At 57.2% G+C, this 18,348-nt stretch carries 19 protein-coding genes and 1 riboswitch; of the genes, 12 read left to right on the forward strand and 7 right to left on the reverse strand.

All coding sequences use genetic code 11. The annotated features are described in order from the left end of the window. From ABIZ35_RS09780 to ABIZ35_RS09795, 4 genes are all read left to right on the forward strand, one after another. Positions 1-502: ThuA domain-containing protein (locus ABIZ35_RS09780; protein ID WP_348219705.1), on the forward strand; the 502-nt coding region annotated here is incomplete at its 5' end. Beyond that, positions 499-1,254: an SDR family NAD(P)-dependent oxidoreductase gene (locus ABIZ35_RS09785; RefSeq protein WP_348219706.1), complete on the forward strand. Its 756-nt coding sequence runs from the start codon at positions 499-501 to the stop codon at positions 1,252-1,254. The genes ABIZ35_RS09780 and ABIZ35_RS09785, both read left to right, overlap by 4 nt. Beyond that, complete coding sequence (locus ABIZ35_RS09790; protein ID WP_348219707.1) at positions 1,251-2,726, forward strand: FAD-binding oxidoreductase; 1,476 nt, start codon at positions 1,251-1,253, stop codon at positions 2,724-2,726. Before ABIZ35_RS09785 ends, ABIZ35_RS09790 begins: the two co-directional genes overlap by 4 nt. 423 nt (positions 2,727-3,149) lie before the next feature. Further along, on the forward strand, positions 3,150-4,607 hold the full coding sequence (locus ABIZ35_RS09795; RefSeq protein WP_348219708.1) for an alpha-L-fucosidase: 1,458 nt from the start codon (positions 3,150-3,152) through the stop codon (positions 4,605-4,607). A 269-nt stretch (positions 4,608-4,876) separates the two neighbouring features. On the opposite strand, the gene ABIZ35_RS09800 is transcribed toward ABIZ35_RS09795, so the two are convergent. From ABIZ35_RS09800 to ABIZ35_RS09810, 3 genes are all read right to left on the reverse strand, one after another. Beyond that, on the reverse strand, positions 4,877-6,160 hold the full coding sequence (locus ABIZ35_RS09800; protein ID WP_348219709.1) for a family 10 glycosylhydrolase: 1,284 nt from the start codon (positions 6,158-6,160) through the stop codon (positions 4,877-4,879). 120 nt (positions 6,161-6,280) lie between these two features. Continuing rightward, on the reverse strand, positions 6,281-7,024 hold the full coding sequence (locus tag ABIZ35_RS09805; RefSeq protein WP_348219710.1) for a tetratricopeptide repeat protein: 744 nt from the start codon (positions 7,022-7,024) through the stop codon (positions 6,281-6,283). Between the two features lie 42 nt (positions 7,025-7,066). Beyond that, positions 7,067-8,515 carry a vWA domain-containing protein gene (locus tag ABIZ35_RS09810; RefSeq protein ID WP_348219711.1) on the reverse strand — a complete coding sequence of 483 codons (1,449 nt, stop codon included), beginning with the start codon at positions 8,513-8,515 and terminating at the stop codon, positions 7,067-7,069. A 200-nt stretch (positions 8,516-8,715) separates the two neighbouring features. After that, positions 8,716-8,800: riboswitch (ZMP/ZTP riboswitch) on the forward strand. An 88-nt stretch (positions 8,801-8,888) separates the two neighbouring features. Between ABIZ35_RS09810 and purH the strand changes: the two genes are divergently transcribed. From purH to ABIZ35_RS09825, 3 genes are all read left to right on the forward strand, one after another. Further along, the gene (gene purH / locus ABIZ35_RS09815; RefSeq protein ID WP_348219712.1) at positions 8,889-10,472 is read left to right on the forward strand and encodes a bifunctional phosphoribosylaminoimidazolecarboxamide formyltransferase/IMP cyclohydrolase; all 1,584 of its coding nucleotides are present in this window, start codon (positions 8,889-8,891) and stop codon (positions 10,470-10,472) included. Between the two features lie 69 nt (positions 10,473-10,541). Beyond that, positions 10,542-11,042 (forward strand): hypothetical protein, encoded by a 501-nt coding sequence (locus ABIZ35_RS09820; RefSeq protein ID WP_348219713.1) that lies wholly within the window; start codon positions 10,542-10,544, stop codon positions 11,040-11,042. A 185-nt stretch (positions 11,043-11,227) separates the two neighbouring features. After that, positions 11,228-11,857: a hypothetical protein gene (locus ABIZ35_RS09825; protein ID WP_348219714.1), complete on the forward strand. Its 630-nt coding sequence runs from the start codon at positions 11,228-11,230 to the stop codon at positions 11,855-11,857. 36 nt (positions 11,858-11,893) lie between these two features. Here the strand turns inward: ABIZ35_RS09825 and ABIZ35_RS09830 are convergent, their stop codons facing one another. Then, positions 11,894-12,097, reverse strand: coding sequence for a hypothetical protein (locus tag ABIZ35_RS09830; protein ID WP_348219715.1), 204 nt, complete (start codon positions 12,095-12,097; stop codon positions 11,894-11,896). Between the two features lie 82 nt (positions 12,098-12,179). On the opposite strand from ABIZ35_RS09830, the gene ABIZ35_RS09835 reads away from it, so the two are divergent. The 5 genes from ABIZ35_RS09835 to ABIZ35_RS09855 all read left to right on the forward strand — a co-directional run bounded on the left by ABIZ35_RS09835 (position 12,180) and on the right by ABIZ35_RS09855 (position 16,608). Beyond that, complete coding sequence (locus tag ABIZ35_RS09835; protein ID WP_348219716.1) at positions 12,180-12,620, forward strand: hypothetical protein; 441 nt, start codon at positions 12,180-12,182, stop codon at positions 12,618-12,620. Positions 12,621-12,648: 28 nt separating this feature from the next. Continuing rightward, a complete protein-coding gene (locus ABIZ35_RS09840; protein WP_348219717.1) occupies positions 12,649-13,200 on the forward strand; it encodes a hypothetical protein in 552 nt (183 codons plus the stop codon). 355 nt (positions 13,201-13,555) lie between these two features. Next, positions 13,556-14,167 (forward strand): hypothetical protein, encoded by a 612-nt coding sequence (locus ABIZ35_RS09845; RefSeq protein ID WP_348219718.1) that lies wholly within the window; start codon positions 13,556-13,558, stop codon positions 14,165-14,167. A gap of 305 nt (positions 14,168-14,472) precedes the next feature. Continuing rightward, positions 14,473-15,588, forward strand: coding sequence for a Gfo/Idh/MocA family oxidoreductase (locus ABIZ35_RS09850; protein ID WP_348219719.1), 1,116 nt, complete (start codon positions 14,473-14,475; stop codon positions 15,586-15,588). Between the two features lie 204 nt (positions 15,589-15,792). Then, positions 15,793-16,608 carry a DUF1559 domain-containing protein gene (locus ABIZ35_RS09855; RefSeq protein WP_348219720.1) on the forward strand — a complete coding sequence of 272 codons (816 nt, stop codon included), beginning with the start codon at positions 15,793-15,795 and terminating at the stop codon, positions 16,606-16,608. Between the two features lie 88 nt (positions 16,609-16,696). On the opposite strand, the gene ABIZ35_RS09860 is transcribed toward ABIZ35_RS09855, so the two are convergent. The 3 genes from ABIZ35_RS09860 to ABIZ35_RS09870 are packed head-to-tail and all read right to left on the reverse strand — an operon-like array spanning position 16,697 to position 18,141. After that, entirely contained in the window at positions 16,697-16,996 is a 300-nt protein-coding gene (locus ABIZ35_RS09860) for a hypothetical protein (protein ID WP_348219721.1), read from the reverse strand. A 40-nt stretch (positions 16,997-17,036) separates the two neighbouring features. After that, on the reverse strand, positions 17,037-17,441 hold the full coding sequence (locus ABIZ35_RS09865; protein WP_348219722.1) for a response regulator: 405 nt from the start codon (positions 17,439-17,441) through the stop codon (positions 17,037-17,039). After that, positions 17,431-18,141, reverse strand: coding sequence for a hypothetical protein (locus ABIZ35_RS09870; protein ID WP_348219723.1), 711 nt, complete (start codon positions 18,139-18,141; stop codon positions 17,431-17,433). The genes ABIZ35_RS09865 and ABIZ35_RS09870 overlap by 11 nt, the downstream gene beginning before the upstream one ends. Between the last annotated feature and the right edge of the window lie 207 nt (positions 18,142-18,348).

Consider the following 18,348-nt stretch of genomic DNA (forward strand, 5'->3'; position numbering starts at 1 on the left):
GCGCGTCGTGAAAGCCGTCCACGCGGGAACGGGCTTTATCGCCCTGCATTCGGCGCACTACTCCAAAACGTTCAAAGGTATTTTGAACGCCACCGGCCATCTCAAGGGCGGCTGGCGCGAGCAGGACGAAAACCCGGATACGGAAGAAATCACCGTCTGCGCCCCGAAGCATCCCATCGCCGAAGGCGTGGAGGACTTCATGCTGCCGCGTGAGGAGATGTACGGCGCTCCGTTCGATGTTCCGCCGCCGCAAGCCGTGATCTTCCAATCCTACTTCCCGACGGGCGGGGAATATTTCCCAAGCTTCACCGTCACGGTCGGCGAGGGGATCGATCCGGAGTTCCACAGCGGTTCGGGAAAAGGGCAGAACCAGGGAGAGGGCGTGGGCCGTGTCTTCTACTTCCGTCCGGGGCATGAGACATTCCCCACATACTTCGACCCGTCCGTGCGCCGCATCCTGCGCAACGCCGTCCTTTGGGCCGCAAGGCGGACAAACTCATGACCACGATTCCCTGGAAACGCGCGATCGTTGTCGGAGCCTCGTCGGGGATCGGTGGGGCCATCGCGCGTCGTCTAGCGGCGGGTGGCTGTCAAACAGCGCTTGTCGCGCGTCGTGCATCGGAACTGAACGCGCTGCGCGACGCTCTGAACGGCGAAGCGGGCATTGATGTCGCCTTCGCCTATCCCCACGATGTGACCGACACGGAAGAGGTCGCGGCTTTGTTCGCGCGGATTACCCAGGAACTCGGCGGCTTGGACCTGATCGTTTACGCCTCGGGACTGATGCCCGCAGTCGGTCCGCAGGAGTACAGCACGGAAAAAGACGCCAACATGATCGAGGTCAATGTGACCGGCGCGGTGGCGTGGCTCAATGAAGCGGCGTCACGGTTCGGCAAGGCGAAAGCCGGCACGATTGTCGGAATCTCCAGCGTCGCCGGCGAGCGCGGACGCACCACCAGCCCCGTTTACGGCGCCACCAAGGCATTTCTGAACACGTACTTGGAAGCGCTGCGCAATCGTATCGCCCGGCATGGCGTCAAGGTCGTGACGGTGAAGCCAGGCCCGGTCAAGACGCCGATGACTCAAGGGCTGGGCAAGATGCCCTTTATGATCTCCGTGGATGAAGCGGCGGACACGATCCTGGCGGCCGCCGCGCAGGGCGTGGATGTTGTGTTTGTCCCTGGCAAATGGCGTCTGATTATGACAATCATCCGCGCGATCCCGTCGCCGATCTTCCGTTACCTGAACATATGATGGAACTACCAAAATTGGTTTTGCCGGAGGCGGATCTGCCGCTGGAGCGTCTGGAGCGCGTCGAAGGCTGGGGGATGTCCTGCTCGGGCATGAGCTACGTCTACCGCCCTGTCAACACACGTGGGATTCAGCAAATCCTGGAGATCGCCCGCGATTCCGGACGTCCCATCGGCATGCGCGGCGCGGGCCGCTCCTATGGCGACGCTTCACTCAATAGCGAAGGGCTCCTGCTGGAGATGACCCGCATGAACCGGATTCTCGATTGGAATCCGCAAACGGGAAGAATCACGGTTGAGCCAGGCGTCACAGTGCAGCAGATGTGGCAGTACATCATTGAAGACGGCTGGTGGCCGCCCGTCGTGCCGGGGACCATGTTCCCGACCCTCGGCGGATGCGCCTCGATGAATATCCACGGCAAGAACAACTTCAAAGTCGGGCCGATCGGCGACCACATTCTCAGCTTCCAGATCGTGCTGCCCAGCGGCGAAGAACTGACCTGCTCGCGCAATGAGAACCCCGACATCTTCCACGGCGCCATCAGCGGCTTTGGCATGCTCGGCGTGTTTACGCAGCTCACCCTGCAAATGAAGCGCGTCTACAGCGGTCTGCTGGACGTGACCGCCATCGCCGTCGGCTCATTCGCGGAGATGTTCGCGCAATTCGAGCAGCGCCTTCCCGAATCTGACTACTTGGTCGGCTGGGTAGATTGCTTCGCCTCGGGTGAAAGCCTCGGTCGCGGCCAGATCCACCAGGCAAACTATCTCGCCCCGGGCGTCGATCCCGAACCCACGCAAACCCTGCGCGTGATCAATCAAGAACTCCCGGACACCTTCGCGGGCGCCGTCCCTAAATCCGTCATGTGGCGTATGATGAAGCCGCTGGTCAACGATCCCGGCATGCGCGCGATCAATTTCGCCAAGTACTTGTCCAGCGAAAAACTAAGCCACGAAGCCAAGCACCGCCAAACCCACGCCGGCTTCGCGTTTTTGCTCGATTATGTCCCCAACTGGAAACTCAGTTACAAGCCGCACGGCCTGATCCAATACCAGAGCTTCGTGCCGGCGGAGAACGCCCTGGCCGTCTTCACCGAACAGATCCGCCTCGCGCAGCATTACGGCTTGACGCCCTACCTCGGCGTTTTCAAGCGCCACCGCCCGGACGACTTCCTGATGACGCACGCCGTCGAAGGCTATTCCTTCGCGCTCGACTTCGCCCTGACCGCCACCAACCGAGGCGCTCTCATCAGCCTCGCGGCGGAGATGGATGCGCTGGTCGTCGGTGGCGGCGGCCGCTTCTACTTCGCTAAAGACAGCCTCCTGCACCCGTCCACCGTGGCGCGGTTCGCGGGCGAAGAGAGAATTCAGAAGTTCCGGGCGCTGAAGGATCAATACGATCCTGAGAATTTGCTGCAAACGAACTTGTATCGGCGTTTATTTCCGAAGTCGTTCCCCGGATATGAAATCCAGGTCTGAGAAGCCTACGGCTAATTGTCCGTGCCGGACAAACTAATATCTGTGGTCGATTGTCCCATTGCACGTGATCAACGAGGCCGTACAGTTCATCCACGACGGATCTATTACAAATTAGCTGGACTTTATCCATTTGCCACCACCGCGTTCAGATGGGGACGCGAAGCTATCCTTGATTTTATGCATGTCGGTGTTTGAGAACGACATGCATAAATCTTGATTGGCTGTTTTGATTCACAATCCGGTCAACCGACCAGGACCCCATGACCAAATACGGCGCCGGCTTCCTGGTGCGTAGCCGAGCCCACCCAAAGCGCGTTGCGACCCTGGAAGACTGGTTTGACGAACGAAGGGAGCATTCCGTATCGATCTCCTGACGATCCGTGAATCCCACTTTAATTTTTTGGTAGAAAAATGGAAATTGCAATGTCCGACTTAATAAGAAAGATTGCCGCCGGTCCGTTTGATCCGACACTGGAATCTCTGAGGCGTTTCGAATGCCCGGACTGGTTTCGCGATGCGAAGCTTGCCTTCTGGTCGCACTGGGGGCCGCAGTCCGTTCCCATGTACGGCGACTGGTACGCCCGGCACATGTATGTTGAGGGCAGCGAACAGTACCGGTATCATTGGCGCGTCTATGGACATCCCTCAAAATTTGGATATAAAGAAATCCTTCCCTTTTGGAAGGCCGAAAATTTTGATCCTCACGGTCTAATGCGGCTTTTCGTGGAAGCCGGCGCCAAATACTTTGTCGGGCAGGCGATGCATCACGACAACTTTGATAACTTCGACAGCGCGCACAATCGCTGGAATGCCGTCCAAATAGGTCCGCAGCAGGATATCGTCCAATTGTGGCGCGACGCCGCGCGGGCGCACTCGTTGCCGTTCGGCCTTAGCGAACATCTTGGCGCGAGCTTCAACTGGTTCGACGCCAATAAAGGCGCCGACAAAATCGGACCGTACGCAGGCGCGCCTTACGACGGCTCCGATCCGGCCTTCGCCGACCTTTACCACTGCAATCAGGGTTACGCGCTCGCGCTCGGCGACAATCCCTACGGAAACTGGTACACCGATAACACGGAGTTTCAGCGGCATTGGTTCGACCGGATCAAGGACGTAATCGACAAGTATCAGCCGGACCTGCTTTATTCCGACGGCGGGGTTCCGTTCGGCGAAATCGGCTTGGGCATCGTCGCCCACTTGTACAATACGAGCGCGGCGGTTCATGGCGGCGTTAACCGGGCGGTCTACAACCAAAAAGACACAGATCCGTCCGTATATACGATCGGCGTACTCGACGTCGAACGCGGACAGCTCAGCGACATCGCCGAACACCCATGGCAGACGGACACAAGCGTGGGGGACTGGTTCTATAACGTTCGGGACGTTTATAAAACCGCCGGGCATGTGCTGGAGACGCTGGTGGACATCGTCAGCAAAAACGGCAATTTACTGCTGAACATTCCACAGCGTCCCGACGGTGCGATCGACGACGAATGTACGTTCCTTCTCAACCAAATGGCTCTCTGGATGTCAGTGAATGGCGAGGGAATATTCGGCTCTCGCCCGTGGGATATCGCGGGAGAAGGGGGCTCTGCGGCTGAAGTCGGCGCATTCAAGGAAGGCGCTGTGGATTGGTCGCCGACCGACTTCCGGTTCACCCGCAATGGGGATACCTTGTACGCCTACCAAATGCGCCGCCCGGAAGACGGAAAGACGCTAATCCGATCCCTAGCGTCCGGCCGAACACGGCGAGTGACGGATGTGCGCCTGCTGGGTTACGGAAGCGCTTACTTCCAGCAAACCACGGACGGCCTTGCGATCTCGCTGCCGCCGGCGCCCTTGCTGGCCGCTCCGCACGGCTTTGCGATCCTTCAAGAATAGGGGAGAGCACGCCGTTGCCATTCGCTCCATTACTTGTGAGTAGATCAGATAACCATCAAAAAGTCCACTCTCCGTCCTCGGATACAATTAGAATTTAGTATTAGGACTTTCGCTTTTGGTTGATCTCTTGACTTGCTTGTCGGAACCGAGAAGCGCCAATGCCGCAAGGCGCGCTCCCAACGCAATCATCTGGCCTGCTGTGTCTCATTCGCACAAAAAAGCACGGCTGGCGACTCGATGTCGCCAGCCGTGCTTTTTATTGCGGGGATTTAACCTTTTGTGAGCGGAGTGGAGGGGGATTCTGTGCGCCCTTTTGCCGTCTGCGCCTCATCCCGCGCCGGAAGCCACGTCATGGTCGGCAGCGTTGCGGGTTTCGTGTAGCAGCGCCGGTCGAGAGCGTCCAAGTAGAGATCGTTGGCCCCGTCCTTCGTCACGCCTCCGTAGCTGAACAGAATCGAACCCTGGGCGCCGAGGGCGCGGGCGGCGTTGATCTTGGCGGCGGCGGACTCGGCGGAGATGTGCCAGGCGCCGATCCCGGCGTAGGCGAACTTGCCGGCGTCATGCGCGGCTTTGACGGCGTCGGCGATTTGCAGGGCGACTTTGGGCGTGCTGACGCCGTAGGCCATGGGGGCCACGGCGTCGAGGTAGCCGAGCTTCAGCCATGTCTTCCAATCCTGGCCCCGAGCCACGCGCGCGTCTTTCGCGTCGGCGAAGACGGCGGCGGACATCACGATCCATGGTTTAGCGGCCTTGACGTCCTGAGAGATGCTCCGGACCAGCTCCGTGACCTGGCGCCGCCGGAAGTCCGCAAACTGCGCTGGGAAGGCGTGGACGTACGCCAGACGGTCATGACGGGCCTTGATTGTCAGTGAGCGGTTTTGCTGCGGCGTGAGGGTAGGGGTAAGGTCCTGCTGGAAGTGCTGCATGGCGGCGCTGGAGTAATCATAAGCCGCACTGGGATATCGGATGTAGTCGAGATGGATGCCGTCGATATCGTAACGGGTGGCGATGTCGAGTAAGACATCGTGGATGTGCTTGCGCGCCGCCGGATTCGCCGGGCTGAGAAAGGCGCCTTCACATTCCTTCCCCTGCGTCATCAGGAAGTTACCCTTCGAGTCGCGGCAAAGCCAATCGCGATGTGCGTTGATGATATGGTTTTTGGCCTTGGGAAACTTGGGCGAGCCCCAGACATAACACGAATTGACCCAGGCGTGCACTTGAAGGCCGGACTGGTGGGCGAGGGGAAGCAGGGTTTGCAGTGGATCGAAATCGGCGGGCGTTCCGTCTAATTCTTCTGAGCGCGGTTCCAGCGTCGATTGATAGAAGGCGTCTCCGCGTCCTCGGACCTGCACGAAGAGCGCATTGTAGTGGTGCTTCTTCGCCAGCTCAACAACATGCTGAATGCTTTGCGGCGAGAGCAGATTGGTTCTCACCACCCACATCCCACGCAATTCTTGGACTGCGGCGGGCTTGGGCGTGGTTTGCGCAATGGCGGGATGGATGCAGCAAAGCATGGAAACAGCCAGAGCGGCCGTCGGTCGGTAATTTCGCATAGGGGAATAGTTCTCGTTCCTAGGGAAAAGATTGATGCTGGTATAGACGCAGCGACAGGGCTATTGTTCCATATTTTCTCATGGAACCACAGCCCTGTGTTTTGCTAAGCGCGAATTGAATTATGATTTCTTCTGAAATAGCAGCTCGATCGGACTCAAACCCGCGCCGTTCGCTTCGTTTTCACGCGCGATCTGCTGAGGAATGCGCAGGGCGGTTGGGTCGCTTTGCGCCAGCATCATCTTCTCGATCATGATATCTTCCATCTTGCGGTAGCGCTCCAGCTCTACCTCGTCGCTGGCGATCGTGGTGTCTCGCTCTTCGATCTGCGCCGATAGGAAGTCGATGTACCGCTCCATTTGCGAAAGCGCCTGCCGAACCTGCGCGGGATCGTAGCCGCCGGAAGCGACACGCGCGAACGAGAGCGTGCGCAGATACGCCTTGACGCCTTCCGGAGAGTCGCCGAGCACCGAGCCGACCAGCGGCTGATCGTCCGGGCTGTTCTCCAGTCGCTGAAGCATCATGCGGGCTTCGACGTGGCCGGGCGCGGCGCGCAAGGCTGCCTGAAGGGCGCGCTTGGCGTCGTCCCGCCGTCCGACCGCGAGATAAGAGTTCGCCAGGTTGACGCTCAGGTCCGCAGGCGGCCCTGGCGCGAATGAAAGCCGGCACGCGTCCTCGAACGCGGTCACCGCTTCGGCGGCGTGTCCGAGGGCGTATAGCGACGCGCCGAGGAACGCGAGCGTTTGGAACCGGACGCCTTGCGTCACGGTCCTCTCGCGGTCTCCCGCCGCATTGCGCAGCCGATCCGTCGCTTCACGCATCCGGCCTTCTCGGAAAGCGCGCAGCCCTAACTGCCAATCGGTCATAGTGCTTTACGTTGTCCTTTCCCGATCCCGACGCTCCTGATCTCAGAAGAGCCGATCGGGATCCGTGCTCGTGTTGGTGTTCGCCAGGCGCCGCGTGGTCGACTTGATCCGCTTGAGGCGGACTGTGTCTCCGCCGCCGCGCTTGCCGATCGTCGCGAGCTGCTCCTCCATGTCGTGCGCCAGGTCCTTTTCGCCAAGCTTGTGCAGCTGCTTGGTCGCCGCTCCCAGCTTGTCCTTCGCCAGCTCGAAATCTCCGCGCTCCTGCGCCCGCTGCGCTTCGCGCTCGTACTTGTAGACCGTAAACCGATCGACCAGGTCCATGACGGGAGCATTCACCAGCGCGACCTTGTCGCGGTCGCTGGTAAACTCAGCCGTCACGACTGTCTTCTCATTGCCCTTGCCGCTGCCGGTGGTAGCGCTGGCGTAAGACCAGGTGAGCATGATCTCCGCCACCATATGAGATCCCGGCGAGGTATAGCCTGGAATGAACTGCACGAGGACGCCAACGGGAGAGGCGCTAGAAACATCGCCGATGCGCGCACGGATCCAGTCGTCCTCGGTATAGATCTCATCGAACAAGGTCATGGATGGCCGGACCAGGAATGCTTCCTTGACCATGGCGCCTTCCAAACCGCGCACCGCCATATACATATCCGTTACGGACACGGCCTGGAGCGAGGTCACTTCCCGCTGTAGGCACGCGACCAGCTCAGTGGTGTCGGCGGCGTAATGGTATTCGCCGCGGGAGTTATCCGCGATCTTGATCAAGAACTCTTCGTCAAACTCTTCGCCGATCCCGACAGTGGTGATGGCGTATCCGCGCTCCTGGACATCGGTGACGCGCTGCAGGGTTACCGCAGGATCTTGCACGATGCCGTCCGTGATTACGATCAGGCGGTTAATGCTGTAGGGCGACGTATTTCGCGCCAAGGATTCTCCCGCCTGAGTGATCGCATCCGCCATATACGTTCCAGTGCCGATATCGATCCCCAGCCGCTGTTCGCGCAGGGCGTCAAGGTTCTCGATACAGCGATTCGGGAAGGCGCTCCAGTCCTGATCGCCGAATAGCGTGTGCAGACGGTCCGCGAAGATGATTACCGAAACGCGGTCTTCCGGCGTCAAGGTCGACAAAAGCTGTTTGATGGCCTGGGTCGCGAGCGCCATGGGAGTGATCGCCGCCGAGCGCATCTCTTTCAGGGTCTGTCCTGTCCAATAGACGGCGCTGCGGTTATCGGCGGTTCCGCGCTCGATCTCGTCCCGAGAAATGGCCAGGGCCATCCAATACTCTTTTTCTTCCTCGGTGAACTGGAAGTGGTGCATCGTCGCGGAATCGTCGAGCACGATCACCAGGTTCAGAGGGGGGCGACCAGCGCCGGCGCCATCCTCCACTGGCTGAATATCCAGCAAGGCGTAGTAGGGTTCTTCCAGATGCGTGGCGCTTGGAATGAATGGATGGCTGAGAGACAATCGGACATTTAAATTACTGCTCACGAAAGCGCGTCTCCTTAGAACAATTTACAATACACTATATTTCGCCCAGATTCACGCTTTAGGCCCAAATTTCCTGCTTATTCGTCAAAAAAAAGTATGCTTGGCCGGTAAATTTATTGGGAGGGGCGTCGTTGACTTCCCGCGCGGCCAAATGCTACAATGTGGAAGCAGCTTTCGACACCCGTGTCGGAGCGTCCTTTGGAGGTCGGCGCGACTGGCGTGGCGGGGAGTTTACCCCGATGAAACGCCGACCTGAGAAACGAGCCGTACGCCTGGGCAACCTGTCAACACAATTTGTTGCGCGGTCTGTCCAGGCGTTTTTTACTGGGCGCCGCGCTCTTTGCCCGGACCTCAATATAGGAGAGATCAATCCATGCGTCGTGTAGAACGAGCGTTGTTAAGTGTATCGGACAAAACGGGGCTGATCGAATTCGCCCAGGGACTTTCGGATCTGGGCGTCGAGCTGATTTCCACCGGCGGAACAGCGAAGGCGCTGGCGGACGCCGGACTGCCTGTGAAGAACGTCTCCGACGTCACCGGCTTCCCCGAAATGCTGGAAGGCCGCGTCAAGACCCTCCACCCGATGATCCATGGCGGCCTGCTCGCCGATCGCTCCAAGCCAGAGCACATGAGCAAGATCGCCGAGCATGGCATCCTGCCGATCGACATCGTGGTCGTCAATCTCTATCCTTTCGCCGCCACCGTCGCGAAGCCGGGCGTAACCTGGGAGGAAGCGATTGAGAACATCGATATCGGCGGCCCCTCCATGGTCCGCTCGGCGGCGAAGAACCATGCGGCCGTCGCGGTCGTCGTGTCTCCATCTTCTTATACCATAGTGCTGGATGAACTGGTGCGCAATGATGGTAAGCTTGACCCCGAGACGCTGAAGCGCCTTGCCGGCGAAGCGTTCGCGCACACGGCGGCTTACGACGCCACGATTGCGGCGTACTTCGCCAAGAAGCTAGGAGAGGGGACCGAGAGCGTCCTGCCCGCCAAGCTGACGCTCAGCTTCGAAAAGGCGCAGGACCTGCGCTATGGCGAGAACCCGCACCAGAAGGCCGCCTTTTACCGTGAGGCTCAGGGCGGGCAGGGCGTCGCCTCCGCGCGCAAGCTGCACGGCAAAGAGCTCTCGTTCAACAACATTTACGATCTGAACGCCGCTTATAATCTAGTTCAGGAATTCTCGGGTGAGAAAGACGCCACGGCGGCGATCATCAAGCACACCAACCCGTGCGGCATCGCGGTTTCCACGACACTCGCCGACGCCTTCACCAAGGCGCGCGCCGGCGACCCGATCTCCGCGTTCGGCGGCATCTTGGCCACATCGCGACCGATCGACGCCGCGACCGCCGAGCTGATCACCGGCAAGAATACTTTCTTCGAAGCGATCATCGCGCCGGGCTATGATGAAGACGCGTTCAAGATCCTGACCGAAAAGAAGCAATGGGGCGCAAACCTCATCCTGCTGGAAGCGGCCTTCGGCGCCGAAGCAGTTGGCGAGAATATCGACATCAAGCGTGTCACCGGCGGTATTTTAGTCCAGACCGAGGACAAGCACGCAATCGGCCGGAGCGATCTGACTACCGTGACGCGGCGCGGCCCGAGCGACGCCGAAGTCGCAGACCTGCTGTTCGCCTGGAAGGTCGTTAAGCACGTCAAGTCCAACGCGATTGTAATCGCCAAGGACCGGCAGATCGTCGGCGTTGGGGCGGGACAGATGAACCGCGTCCAGAGCGTGCGTCTCGCCGTCGAGCAGGCCGGCGAAAAAGCCAAGGGCGCGGCGCTCGCCTCCGACGCCTTCTTCCCCTTCGCGGATGGCCCTGAAGCGGCGGGCATCGCCGGCGTGACCTCGATCATCCAGCCCGGCGGCTCCAAGAAGGACGGCGAGACGACTGAAATGGCGGACAACTACAATATCGCCATGGTCTTCACCGGTCACCGCCACTTCCGCCACTAAACCGAACCATATAGTACGGCTGCGCGAGCAATCGCGCAGCCTTTTTTTGACCTTCTAAAAGCCTCCGCCATGACCACACCAGACGACGAACAGCTCATCACCATCACCGAAGCGTGCAATCGTTTGGGCCTCTCCGAGCGCACAATTCGTCGCTACCTCAAGACGGAATTGTCGTCTGAGCAAACGGTGGCAAAACAGCGGCGCACCTTGACAGGTCTTCGCACCACAACGTATCTCAAGCCCGAAACATTCCGTAAGCTAGCAGAGAAAGCTCATCTACGGGATCAACTCATTCGCCGCGAATCCGCGCCCGCCGAGAACACAGGCGCAACACAGGCAATGGAGGGGCAGGGCGTCAATCCTATCTCATCCGATGCTGCCCGCTATGAGGCCCTATTAGCTACCCAAGAGCAGCATATCGCCGACCTGCAAGCCGCCCTGGAATACGAACGCGAACGCTCCCGCGCCTACGCCGAAGACGCCGCCGAAGCTGAGCGCGAGCTGGCCCGCATCAACCGCCGACTAAAAATGCCGCTCTGGCGCCGTATCCTGCACACGATTTTTCGATAACTCTGGCGAGCAGACGTAAATTGGCTTATAATGGCGTCATGACGCCACACAAATTTCACCAACGATATCTTTTATGGGCTGGGGGAATTTGTGTCATTGCGGCCGTCTGCCTCTGGTTCGTGAGTCGGCCGCCATATCCAGGCGACGTAAAGGACTTTCCCGGATCATATCGAAAGTCACTTGCTATGGACGGCCTGGTGCTGACCCTGGAAGAAAATGGCGGCTTTCACTATGAGCACTGGATGGATATTTCCAGGACGCCAGTTTACAGCAACAACGGAACTTATCGCATCAATCGCGGCGTCTTGAGGCTATTTCCAAATCACTCCACAATCAACAACGGGCATCACGAAACGGAGATGGAGACTGAATACTATCCAGTGCATTGGGGCAAGCGCCATTACTTGATAAATTCCGACGACATGGTTCAATTCTGCAATTCGGTCAACGACGCCACTCAATACAATCAGGATCTCTCGAGGTCTGATTTTATCCGATCTGGCGAAGAAGAATTACCCCACGAATCGCTGATGCCTGATGTTCCCGCAGAATGGCGTCCATACTTGCTGCCTTCAGTGGTGCGCGGCCAAGTGACGCGTATCATTGACGACAAAACCGGCGCGATCGACATTGGATCAACCTCAGGTTTACAGCCTGGGATGAAGCTTCGCGAAGAAAACACACATAGCGATGTGGAAGTCGTCACATGTTCTCCTAAAAGCGCTGTTGTGCGCCTTCTTGAACCGAATGAGCATTCGAAAACCTGGTTTACCGTCGGTACACAGGTGGTCAGCCGCGAGGGCTCGCGCCGTTAGGAGATTATCGCGATGCTTCAAATCTGGAAACAGTATCTATGGATTACCGGACTTTGCCTGCTGGCGCCGCCAGTAGTTGCCTCGGACCGTCATACCAACGCGTCCGGGATTGGAGATTTTTCCGGAACCTACTTTGCCCATTACGGTTTGGGCCATTCCGACTTGACGCTCACCAATCATGGAGCTTTTCAGCTGGATCAGCAGGGGGATATTCCAGTTCGCGGCTACACGCCGTACCATGGATCGTTTACTTTCGTAAATCGCCTTATCAAGCTAATGCCTCAAGGACGTCGAAGTCAACAAGAATTGCGCTTTGGCGCCCATGAATATTATGCAGTGCGATGGGGAAAGCGGCGATATTTGGTTGCAGCAGACCGGATGCTGGGATTTTGCAATGAAATCAACAGTGGTGGCAACAGCCTTTCTCTGTTTGGCTCCTGGAGCGAATACTATCTTCATACCGACGACGCCTCCAGACGTGCCGGTCAAATGGAAAGGTTATTTGCTGACCAAGATCGTTCAAGGGCGCGTCATACGCATGATCAACAACAAAAGCGCCATGATCGACGTTGGATCGTCTGATGGACTGAAGCCTGGTATGGAGCTCATTGAAGAAAAATCGGGAGAGCCATTCGAAGTCATTGCGTGTGATATGCATAGCGCAAAAGTGCGCCGCTTTGAGTCGCCTGTCCCACGTCCAGCATCGCCGCTTAAGGTCGGAGCAAGCGTGATAAGCCGGTACAAAGACGAAGCAGACAGATAGCCGCTCAAGTGCGTGTCGTAGCGATAATATGGCCCAGATTAACAAGATAAGAAGGAATTGGCTAAATGGAACGGGTGGGGTAATCCTGTGCGCCTGTACAGGGATATGGATGCTCCTGCATCCTTACCATGGAAATGTTCGAGAAATATCAGGTGAATATGTTACTGCGGGCTATGAGAGAATAACTATTAATAACGACAGCACTTATGAATACAAATTGTACGGTGATTTGAGCATAGAGCCCTACAAAACCTCGCATGGATTGGTCCGATTCATTAACGGCGTCGTCAAGCTGTTGCCGAGCAGCGATAGCGTTCATTCCAGCCTGAGCTTAGGCGCCTATGAATTCTATCCCATCCAGCGTGGAAAATCGCATTACCTGGTTCAGACAAATCTCATGCAATCGTTCTGCGCCTTGGTGAACGACGACGAGGACTTCCTATTAAATGACACGCTGCCTTCTTATTTCTTGAAACAAGGCGATGGCTACTATCCCATTATGAAAAAGCCTTCGGATGCGCCGGTCCACTGGCGTGGATATTGGCTGGCGCGGGTTAAGCATGGATACATTGAGCTCTGAAATAACTGCATAGAGGCATCATATGAGAAGAATCGTCAACCGGTGGATATTCGTGACTGATCCATCGGCGAAAATGAAAACGATTCTTAAAATTCAAGAATATGTTGGTGCGAATGGCGAATACAAAAGGATGGTACTTCAAGAAGAAGCTCCACCGGAGCTACCTAGAACGACTTGGGGAATAACTCTTTTGCGATAAAGACGCCTTAGCAAAAATATGATCAAGATTAGAAAGAAATGGTTATATGGGGCCAGCGGAGCTGCTCTGTGCGTCTGTGCGGGGCTTTGGATGCTCCAGCATCCATATCCCGGAAACGCCAGCAAGTTCACTGGCGTATACATCACCGGAGCCGGCATGGGGCATCGAGAGTTGACCATAAGCTGGTACGGCAGTTACCAAATCGATCATTATGGCGATATGGGACGCGAATCGGACGAGACCCATAGAGGTTCGTTCCGGCTTGCCCATAACGCAATACAATTGATGAGAGACCGTTCATCTCAGCCGAAGGAATACCAGGCGGTGACCTGGGGGAAGCGACATTATCTGATTGCGTCCGCCGACATGATCGCATTTTGCAGTTCGGTGAACGATGGCGAGTTCGTCAAAAACGACGCTTTTCGATCAGAATGGCTGCTGGACGGTAATGAGAAGTTTCCGCTCACGAGTGAGGCTCCAGACGTTTCGGCTCAGTGGCGTGGATATCTGCTGCCAAATGCGCTTCATGGAAAAGTGACACGCGTGATTAACGACCATACGGAAATGGTTGATATTGGCGCCGCCACAGGACTGCGCTGCGGAATGAACCTGCATATCGATCATACATTTCTTTGTCTGACAGTAACTGCGATCGATTCTCATGGGGCCACGGTCAATATCAGTGATCCAGATACAGAAGATCATCATGCGGCGAAAGGCAGTGTTCGAGTTGGCGCGCATGTGAGCAGCCGCCTCGAGGTCAATTAGTTTATGATCCAACGATCGATAATTTCTTCCAAACTTAAAGGCGCGTAATGGAAGGCGTTTTCATTCGTCTCTAAGCTCGGCGATCGAAGTTTCAGAACGCCGCCAAGGGTACTCTCTGTGGGCGCATCTAACATAATATATATTATCGGAACCAAAATACACTCAGATTTCAGAGGAGCTTTGGCATGAGTTCATTCGATCATTTCGTGATAATTGAAATATTTCACCAAAATCAACAAATCATGTAGGAATGTGCGTGGCGTACTGCGAATATAGCGCACAGTACAACATCGAGGTGCTTATCAGTGTCATTTGAAAACCCGGTTCGGATTGGAATTATTGGCTGCGGAAATATCAGCGCGTCTTATTTGAAGACGTTTCAGAATTATGAAGCCGTGACGTGTGTCGCCGTCGCTGACATTGACCCCGCCCGCGCGCAGGCGCGCGCCGAGGAGTTCGGTGTTCCAAAGGCGACGGATGTGGATGGTCTGCTTGCCGATCCCGACGTCGAGATCGTCGTGAACCTGACGACCCCGCAGGCGCATTACGCCGTCACGCTGGCTGCGATCAAGGCCGGAAAGCATGTTTATAATGAAAAGCCGCTGACCGTGACCATTGCCGAGGCTCGTGAGGCGCTTGACGCCGCCGAGGCTGCCGGTGTCCGTGTCGGCTGCGCTCCAGGGACATTCCTGGGCGGCGGCCTGCAAACATGCCGCCAGCTGATTGACCAGGGTGCAATTGGACGTCCCGCCGCCGCGACAGCCTTTATGCTCTGTCATGGCCATGAGAGCTGGCATCCGGATCCTGAGTTCTACTATAAAATCGGCGGCGGTCCAATGATGGACATGGGCCCCTACTATCTGACGGCCCTGATTTCACTGCTGGGCGGTATCAAGCGCGTCTCCGGCGCGGCGGCGATCACGGAAACCGAGCGCACGATCACCAGTCAGCCGAAGAATGGGACGAAGATGACCGTCGAGACGCCGGACCATGTCGCCGGCACGATCCAGTTTCAGAGCGGCGCGATTGGCACGATCATCACATCATTCGCAATCTGGCACGCGAGTTACCCGAACATTCAGATCTTCGGCACGGAAGGCACTCTGACCGTTCCCGATCCGAACAGTCTGCGAGGCCCTGTGTACGTGCAAAAGGTGGGCGAATCGGAGCGTCACGAAGTCCCCTTGACCCACAATAACAGCGAGGGCGACCGCTGGGGCATCGGCGTGGTCGATCTCGCCTACGCCATCCGCTCCGGCCGGCCGCACCGCGCCTCAGGCGCCCTCGCCTTCCAGGTCCTCTCCGCCATGCACGGATTCCTGGACTCCGCAAAGGATGGACAGGCGCGCGAGATCAACGGCGCCGCCGAGCGGCCGGCTCCCCTGCCCTCCGATCTGCCGGACGGCGTCTTGGACGCCTAACCCAGACTCACAAATCAGGCCGGCCATAAGTAATGCTATGGCCGGCCTGATTTCCGTGTGGCGTCAAACGCGTTTTCGACAGTTCCTTTCACCTATATCACAAAATGACATCCAAGAGCACATTTTCCTAATTGACGATACGTGTTCTCTACGGTACCATTGCTTATCATTCAGAATGTCTGAACGTATTAAGGAAAATCTGCAATGTCCCAAAAGTTCTGCGCATCGAAGCGACAAGGCTTCACACTCATTGAATTGCTAGTTGTCATCGCTATAATCGCTATTCTCGCCGCTATCCTGTTTCCTGTGTTCGCCAAGGCCCGTGAGAAGGCCCGACAGACTTCCTGTGCTTCAAATATGAAGCAGCTTGGACTGGCTTTCCTCCAGTACACTCAGGATTACGACGAGATCATGGTTCCGCGCAATAATGGCAATGTCGGCCAGTATTCCTATTTGGACATACTCCAGTCGTATGTCAAGAGCGGCCAGGTCACCCAATGTCCTTCCAACCCGGAGCATAATTACATCACCTGCTGCGGCGCGCCGCCAGACAGCAAATCCTATGTCTCCTATGGCGCTAATGCGGCCCAGCGTTACGGGCGTGATGGGAGTGGGCAGTATCTATCCGGGCCGTTAGGCGATGGAAAGGGTCCATTTCTTGATGTTCCGGCGGCTATCGCCAGCTTCCAGGCGCCGGCTCAGCTGATTGCGCTTGTTGAGTCGACTTCCATGTTTACGGACTTCGATCCGAATATTTCGGGTGGCTTTAACGCCTGGGATCAGCCGACGCCAAACAGCCCGAATGTTGGCAACCTGTTTGCAGGGCACACCGGTATGGCGAACTTCCTATTCATCGATGGACACGTCAAAGCCATGAAGCCATTGGCGACGCTCGACCAAACCAGTGGCGGCTCCGGACAAACGAACCTCTGGCTGTCCGACAGCAGCAATTACGGCACGGCCCCGGGCCAGCCGGCAAAGACGCTTCGTGATTCCCAGACAATATTCTGGAAATCATAGTCGCTCAAGACGGTATCGGCTGACGCAAAAGGGCGGCCGGAGCAAATGCTCCGGTCGCCCTACTCTTTTTACAATGCTTGGGGACGGACTACGCGGTGGACTGTGAGTGCCGCTGCGTGATGGCGTTCAGATCCTGCTCCATTTGCGACATACGGTCCTGGCACGTCTCCAGGAGGTCCTGGACGTTTGTCAAAGCTTCCTGGGCGACTTTGCGGCGCGAAAGCCAGACGGCATAGCTGCCGGCGGCGATCGCGGCGGTGGCGCAGGCGACGCTGACCACGACGAACAGTACTTTGTTGTTCAGCACATTGCTCAATGACGCCTCGTAAGCCGGCTCGGATTCGCCTGGAATATACTCTACACTGAGATCGTCCACGGAAGCTTTCACGGGAATCTCCTCGCCATTTTTATCCACGAGAGTCAATTTATTAGATTGTGTACCGTTTTTCATCGTTTTGGCTGTCTTCCATTGAAAAGATGCGCTTGACGAATGCGATCAGCTCCATAGGATTAAACGGCTTCGTCAGGTAGCACTCGACACCAGATTGCCATCCACGCAAAACGTCGGCGTCCTGCGCGCGGGCGGTCAGCATAATTACCGGGATCTTCTCAGTTTCTGGATTCGTCTTCAGCTTTTCCAGAACCTCAAAGCCCGTCATTTCGGGCATCATCACATCCAGAACGATCAGGTCGGGCTTGTTTTCCGCGACGCTCGCCAGGCACTCGGCGCCGTTGTAGGCCGTGAGCACCTCATAGCCTTGACGCTCCAGATTGACTTGAATCAAGCGGACGATGTGTTTCTCATCGTCGCACGTGAGAATTTTACGCGCCATGGGCCACGTGTCTCCTTAACAGTCCTTGTGGACCCTGTTCTTCAGTATAGCATAGCACGGATTCGCTGTCAACGAAGTTGGCCCAACTCCCAGCGCCCAGCGGTTCCGTCAAACAGTCTTTGAGTGACCTTGTAAATACATTATGGTCAATTACCAGGTTGGACGCGAGGGTCATTTGCTGTAAGATTGCGCCATGCTCCCGGCGCTGCGCGCTGCCGAGCACTTTGCGCCCCGTGCCGCGCTCCGCGACATCGCACGATGCCGTGGAGGCGAAACAATCAATACTACGCGGCCCGGCCTCGCGCGCGTTCCCTAAACCTAGATCCGTTTGCAGACCCGCCATCTCCAGCGCGGACATAACACCCGACAAAATCTGGCGATACGAAGACAGAACCGAGCGTTTTTGCGCGATCGGCAGCCACTCATCACGCGTTACGACCGAGACGGTCAGATCATCGCCATGCACGACCGCGCGGCCCCCCGTGGGACGGCGCACGATCGGCAGATCGGGATATTGCGCCCGGACATCCTCTTCGTTCTGAAGCCGCCCAATCGTCACGCTCGGGCGATCCCATTTGTAGACCCGGACAACGGGAGACGGACGCCGGCCATCGCGAATATCCGCGAACAGAACGGCGTCCGTCTCCATGTTCTCCCAAGGCGACGCGGGCTGTGATTGCTCCCACCATTGCCACTGCATTGGGTTACATTCCTTCTTATACCTATCCCCGTCGCATCGCGCCACCCCTGAGTGACCCACCCCGCCCCTCCCTTGAAGCAGGGAAGGGTAATTAGGAATGGATTTCGCAGAGGGCTTTCGTTAGACAATCTCTTTCTAGCCCTTCCCTGCTTCAAGGGAGGGGCGGGGTGGGTCACTCAGGGGTGGCGCGATGCGACGGGGTGAGTC

Origin of the sequence: Capsulimonas sp., from assembly GCF_039929585.1 — a bacterium.
Taxonomy (GTDB): Bacteria; Armatimonadota; Armatimonadia; order Armatimonadales; family Capsulimonadaceae; genus Capsulimonas.

Coding starts and splice junctions, on each gene's coding strand:
- ABIZ35_RS09785 (WP_348219706.1), top strand. CDS start 499: ATGACCACGATTCCCTGGAAACGCGCGATCGTTGTCGGAGCCTCGTCG.
- ABIZ35_RS09790 (WP_348219707.1), top strand. CDS start 1,251: ATGATGGAACTACCAAAATTGGTTTTGCCGGAGGCGGATCTGCCGCTG.
- ABIZ35_RS09795 (WP_348219708.1), top strand. CDS start 3,150: ATGTCCGACTTAATAAGAAAGATTGCCGCCGGTCCGTTTGATCCGACA.
- ABIZ35_RS09800 (WP_348219709.1), bottom strand. CDS start 6,160: ATGCGAAATTACCGACCGACGGCCGCTCTGGCTGTTTCCATGCTTTGC.
- ABIZ35_RS09805 (WP_348219710.1), bottom strand. CDS start 7,024: ATGACCGATTGGCAGTTAGGGCTGCGCGCTTTCCGAGAAGGCCGGATG.
- purH (WP_348219712.1), top strand. CDS start 8,889: ATGCGTCGTGTAGAACGAGCGTTGTTAAGTGTATCGGACAAAACGGGG.
- ABIZ35_RS09820 (WP_348219713.1), top strand. CDS start 10,542: ATGACCACACCAGACGACGAACAGCTCATCACCATCACCGAAGCGTGC.
- ABIZ35_RS09825 (WP_348219714.1), top strand. CDS start 11,228: ATGGACGGCCTGGTGCTGACCCTGGAAGAAAATGGCGGCTTTCACTAT.
- ABIZ35_RS09830 (WP_348219715.1), bottom strand. CDS start 12,097: ATGGTACGGCGTGTAGCCGCGAACTGGAATATCCCCCTGCTGATCCAG.
- ABIZ35_RS09835 (WP_348219716.1), top strand. CDS start 12,180: ATGAATATTATGCAGTGCGATGGGGAAAGCGGCGATATTTGGTTGCAG.
- ABIZ35_RS09840 (WP_348219717.1), top strand. CDS start 12,649: ATGGCCCAGATTAACAAGATAAGAAGGAATTGGCTAAATGGAACGGGT.
- ABIZ35_RS09845 (WP_348219718.1), top strand. CDS start 13,556: ATGGGGCATCGAGAGTTGACCATAAGCTGGTACGGCAGTTACCAAATC.
- ABIZ35_RS09855 (WP_348219720.1), top strand. CDS start 15,793: ATGTCCCAAAAGTTCTGCGCATCGAAGCGACAAGGCTTCACACTCATT.
- ABIZ35_RS09865 (WP_348219722.1), bottom strand. CDS start 17,441: ATGGCGCGTAAAATTCTCACGTGCGACGATGAGAAACACATCGTCCGC.
- ABIZ35_RS09870 (WP_348219723.1), bottom strand. CDS start 18,141: ATGCAGTGGCAATGGTGGGAGCAATCACAGCCCGCGTCGCCTTGGGAG.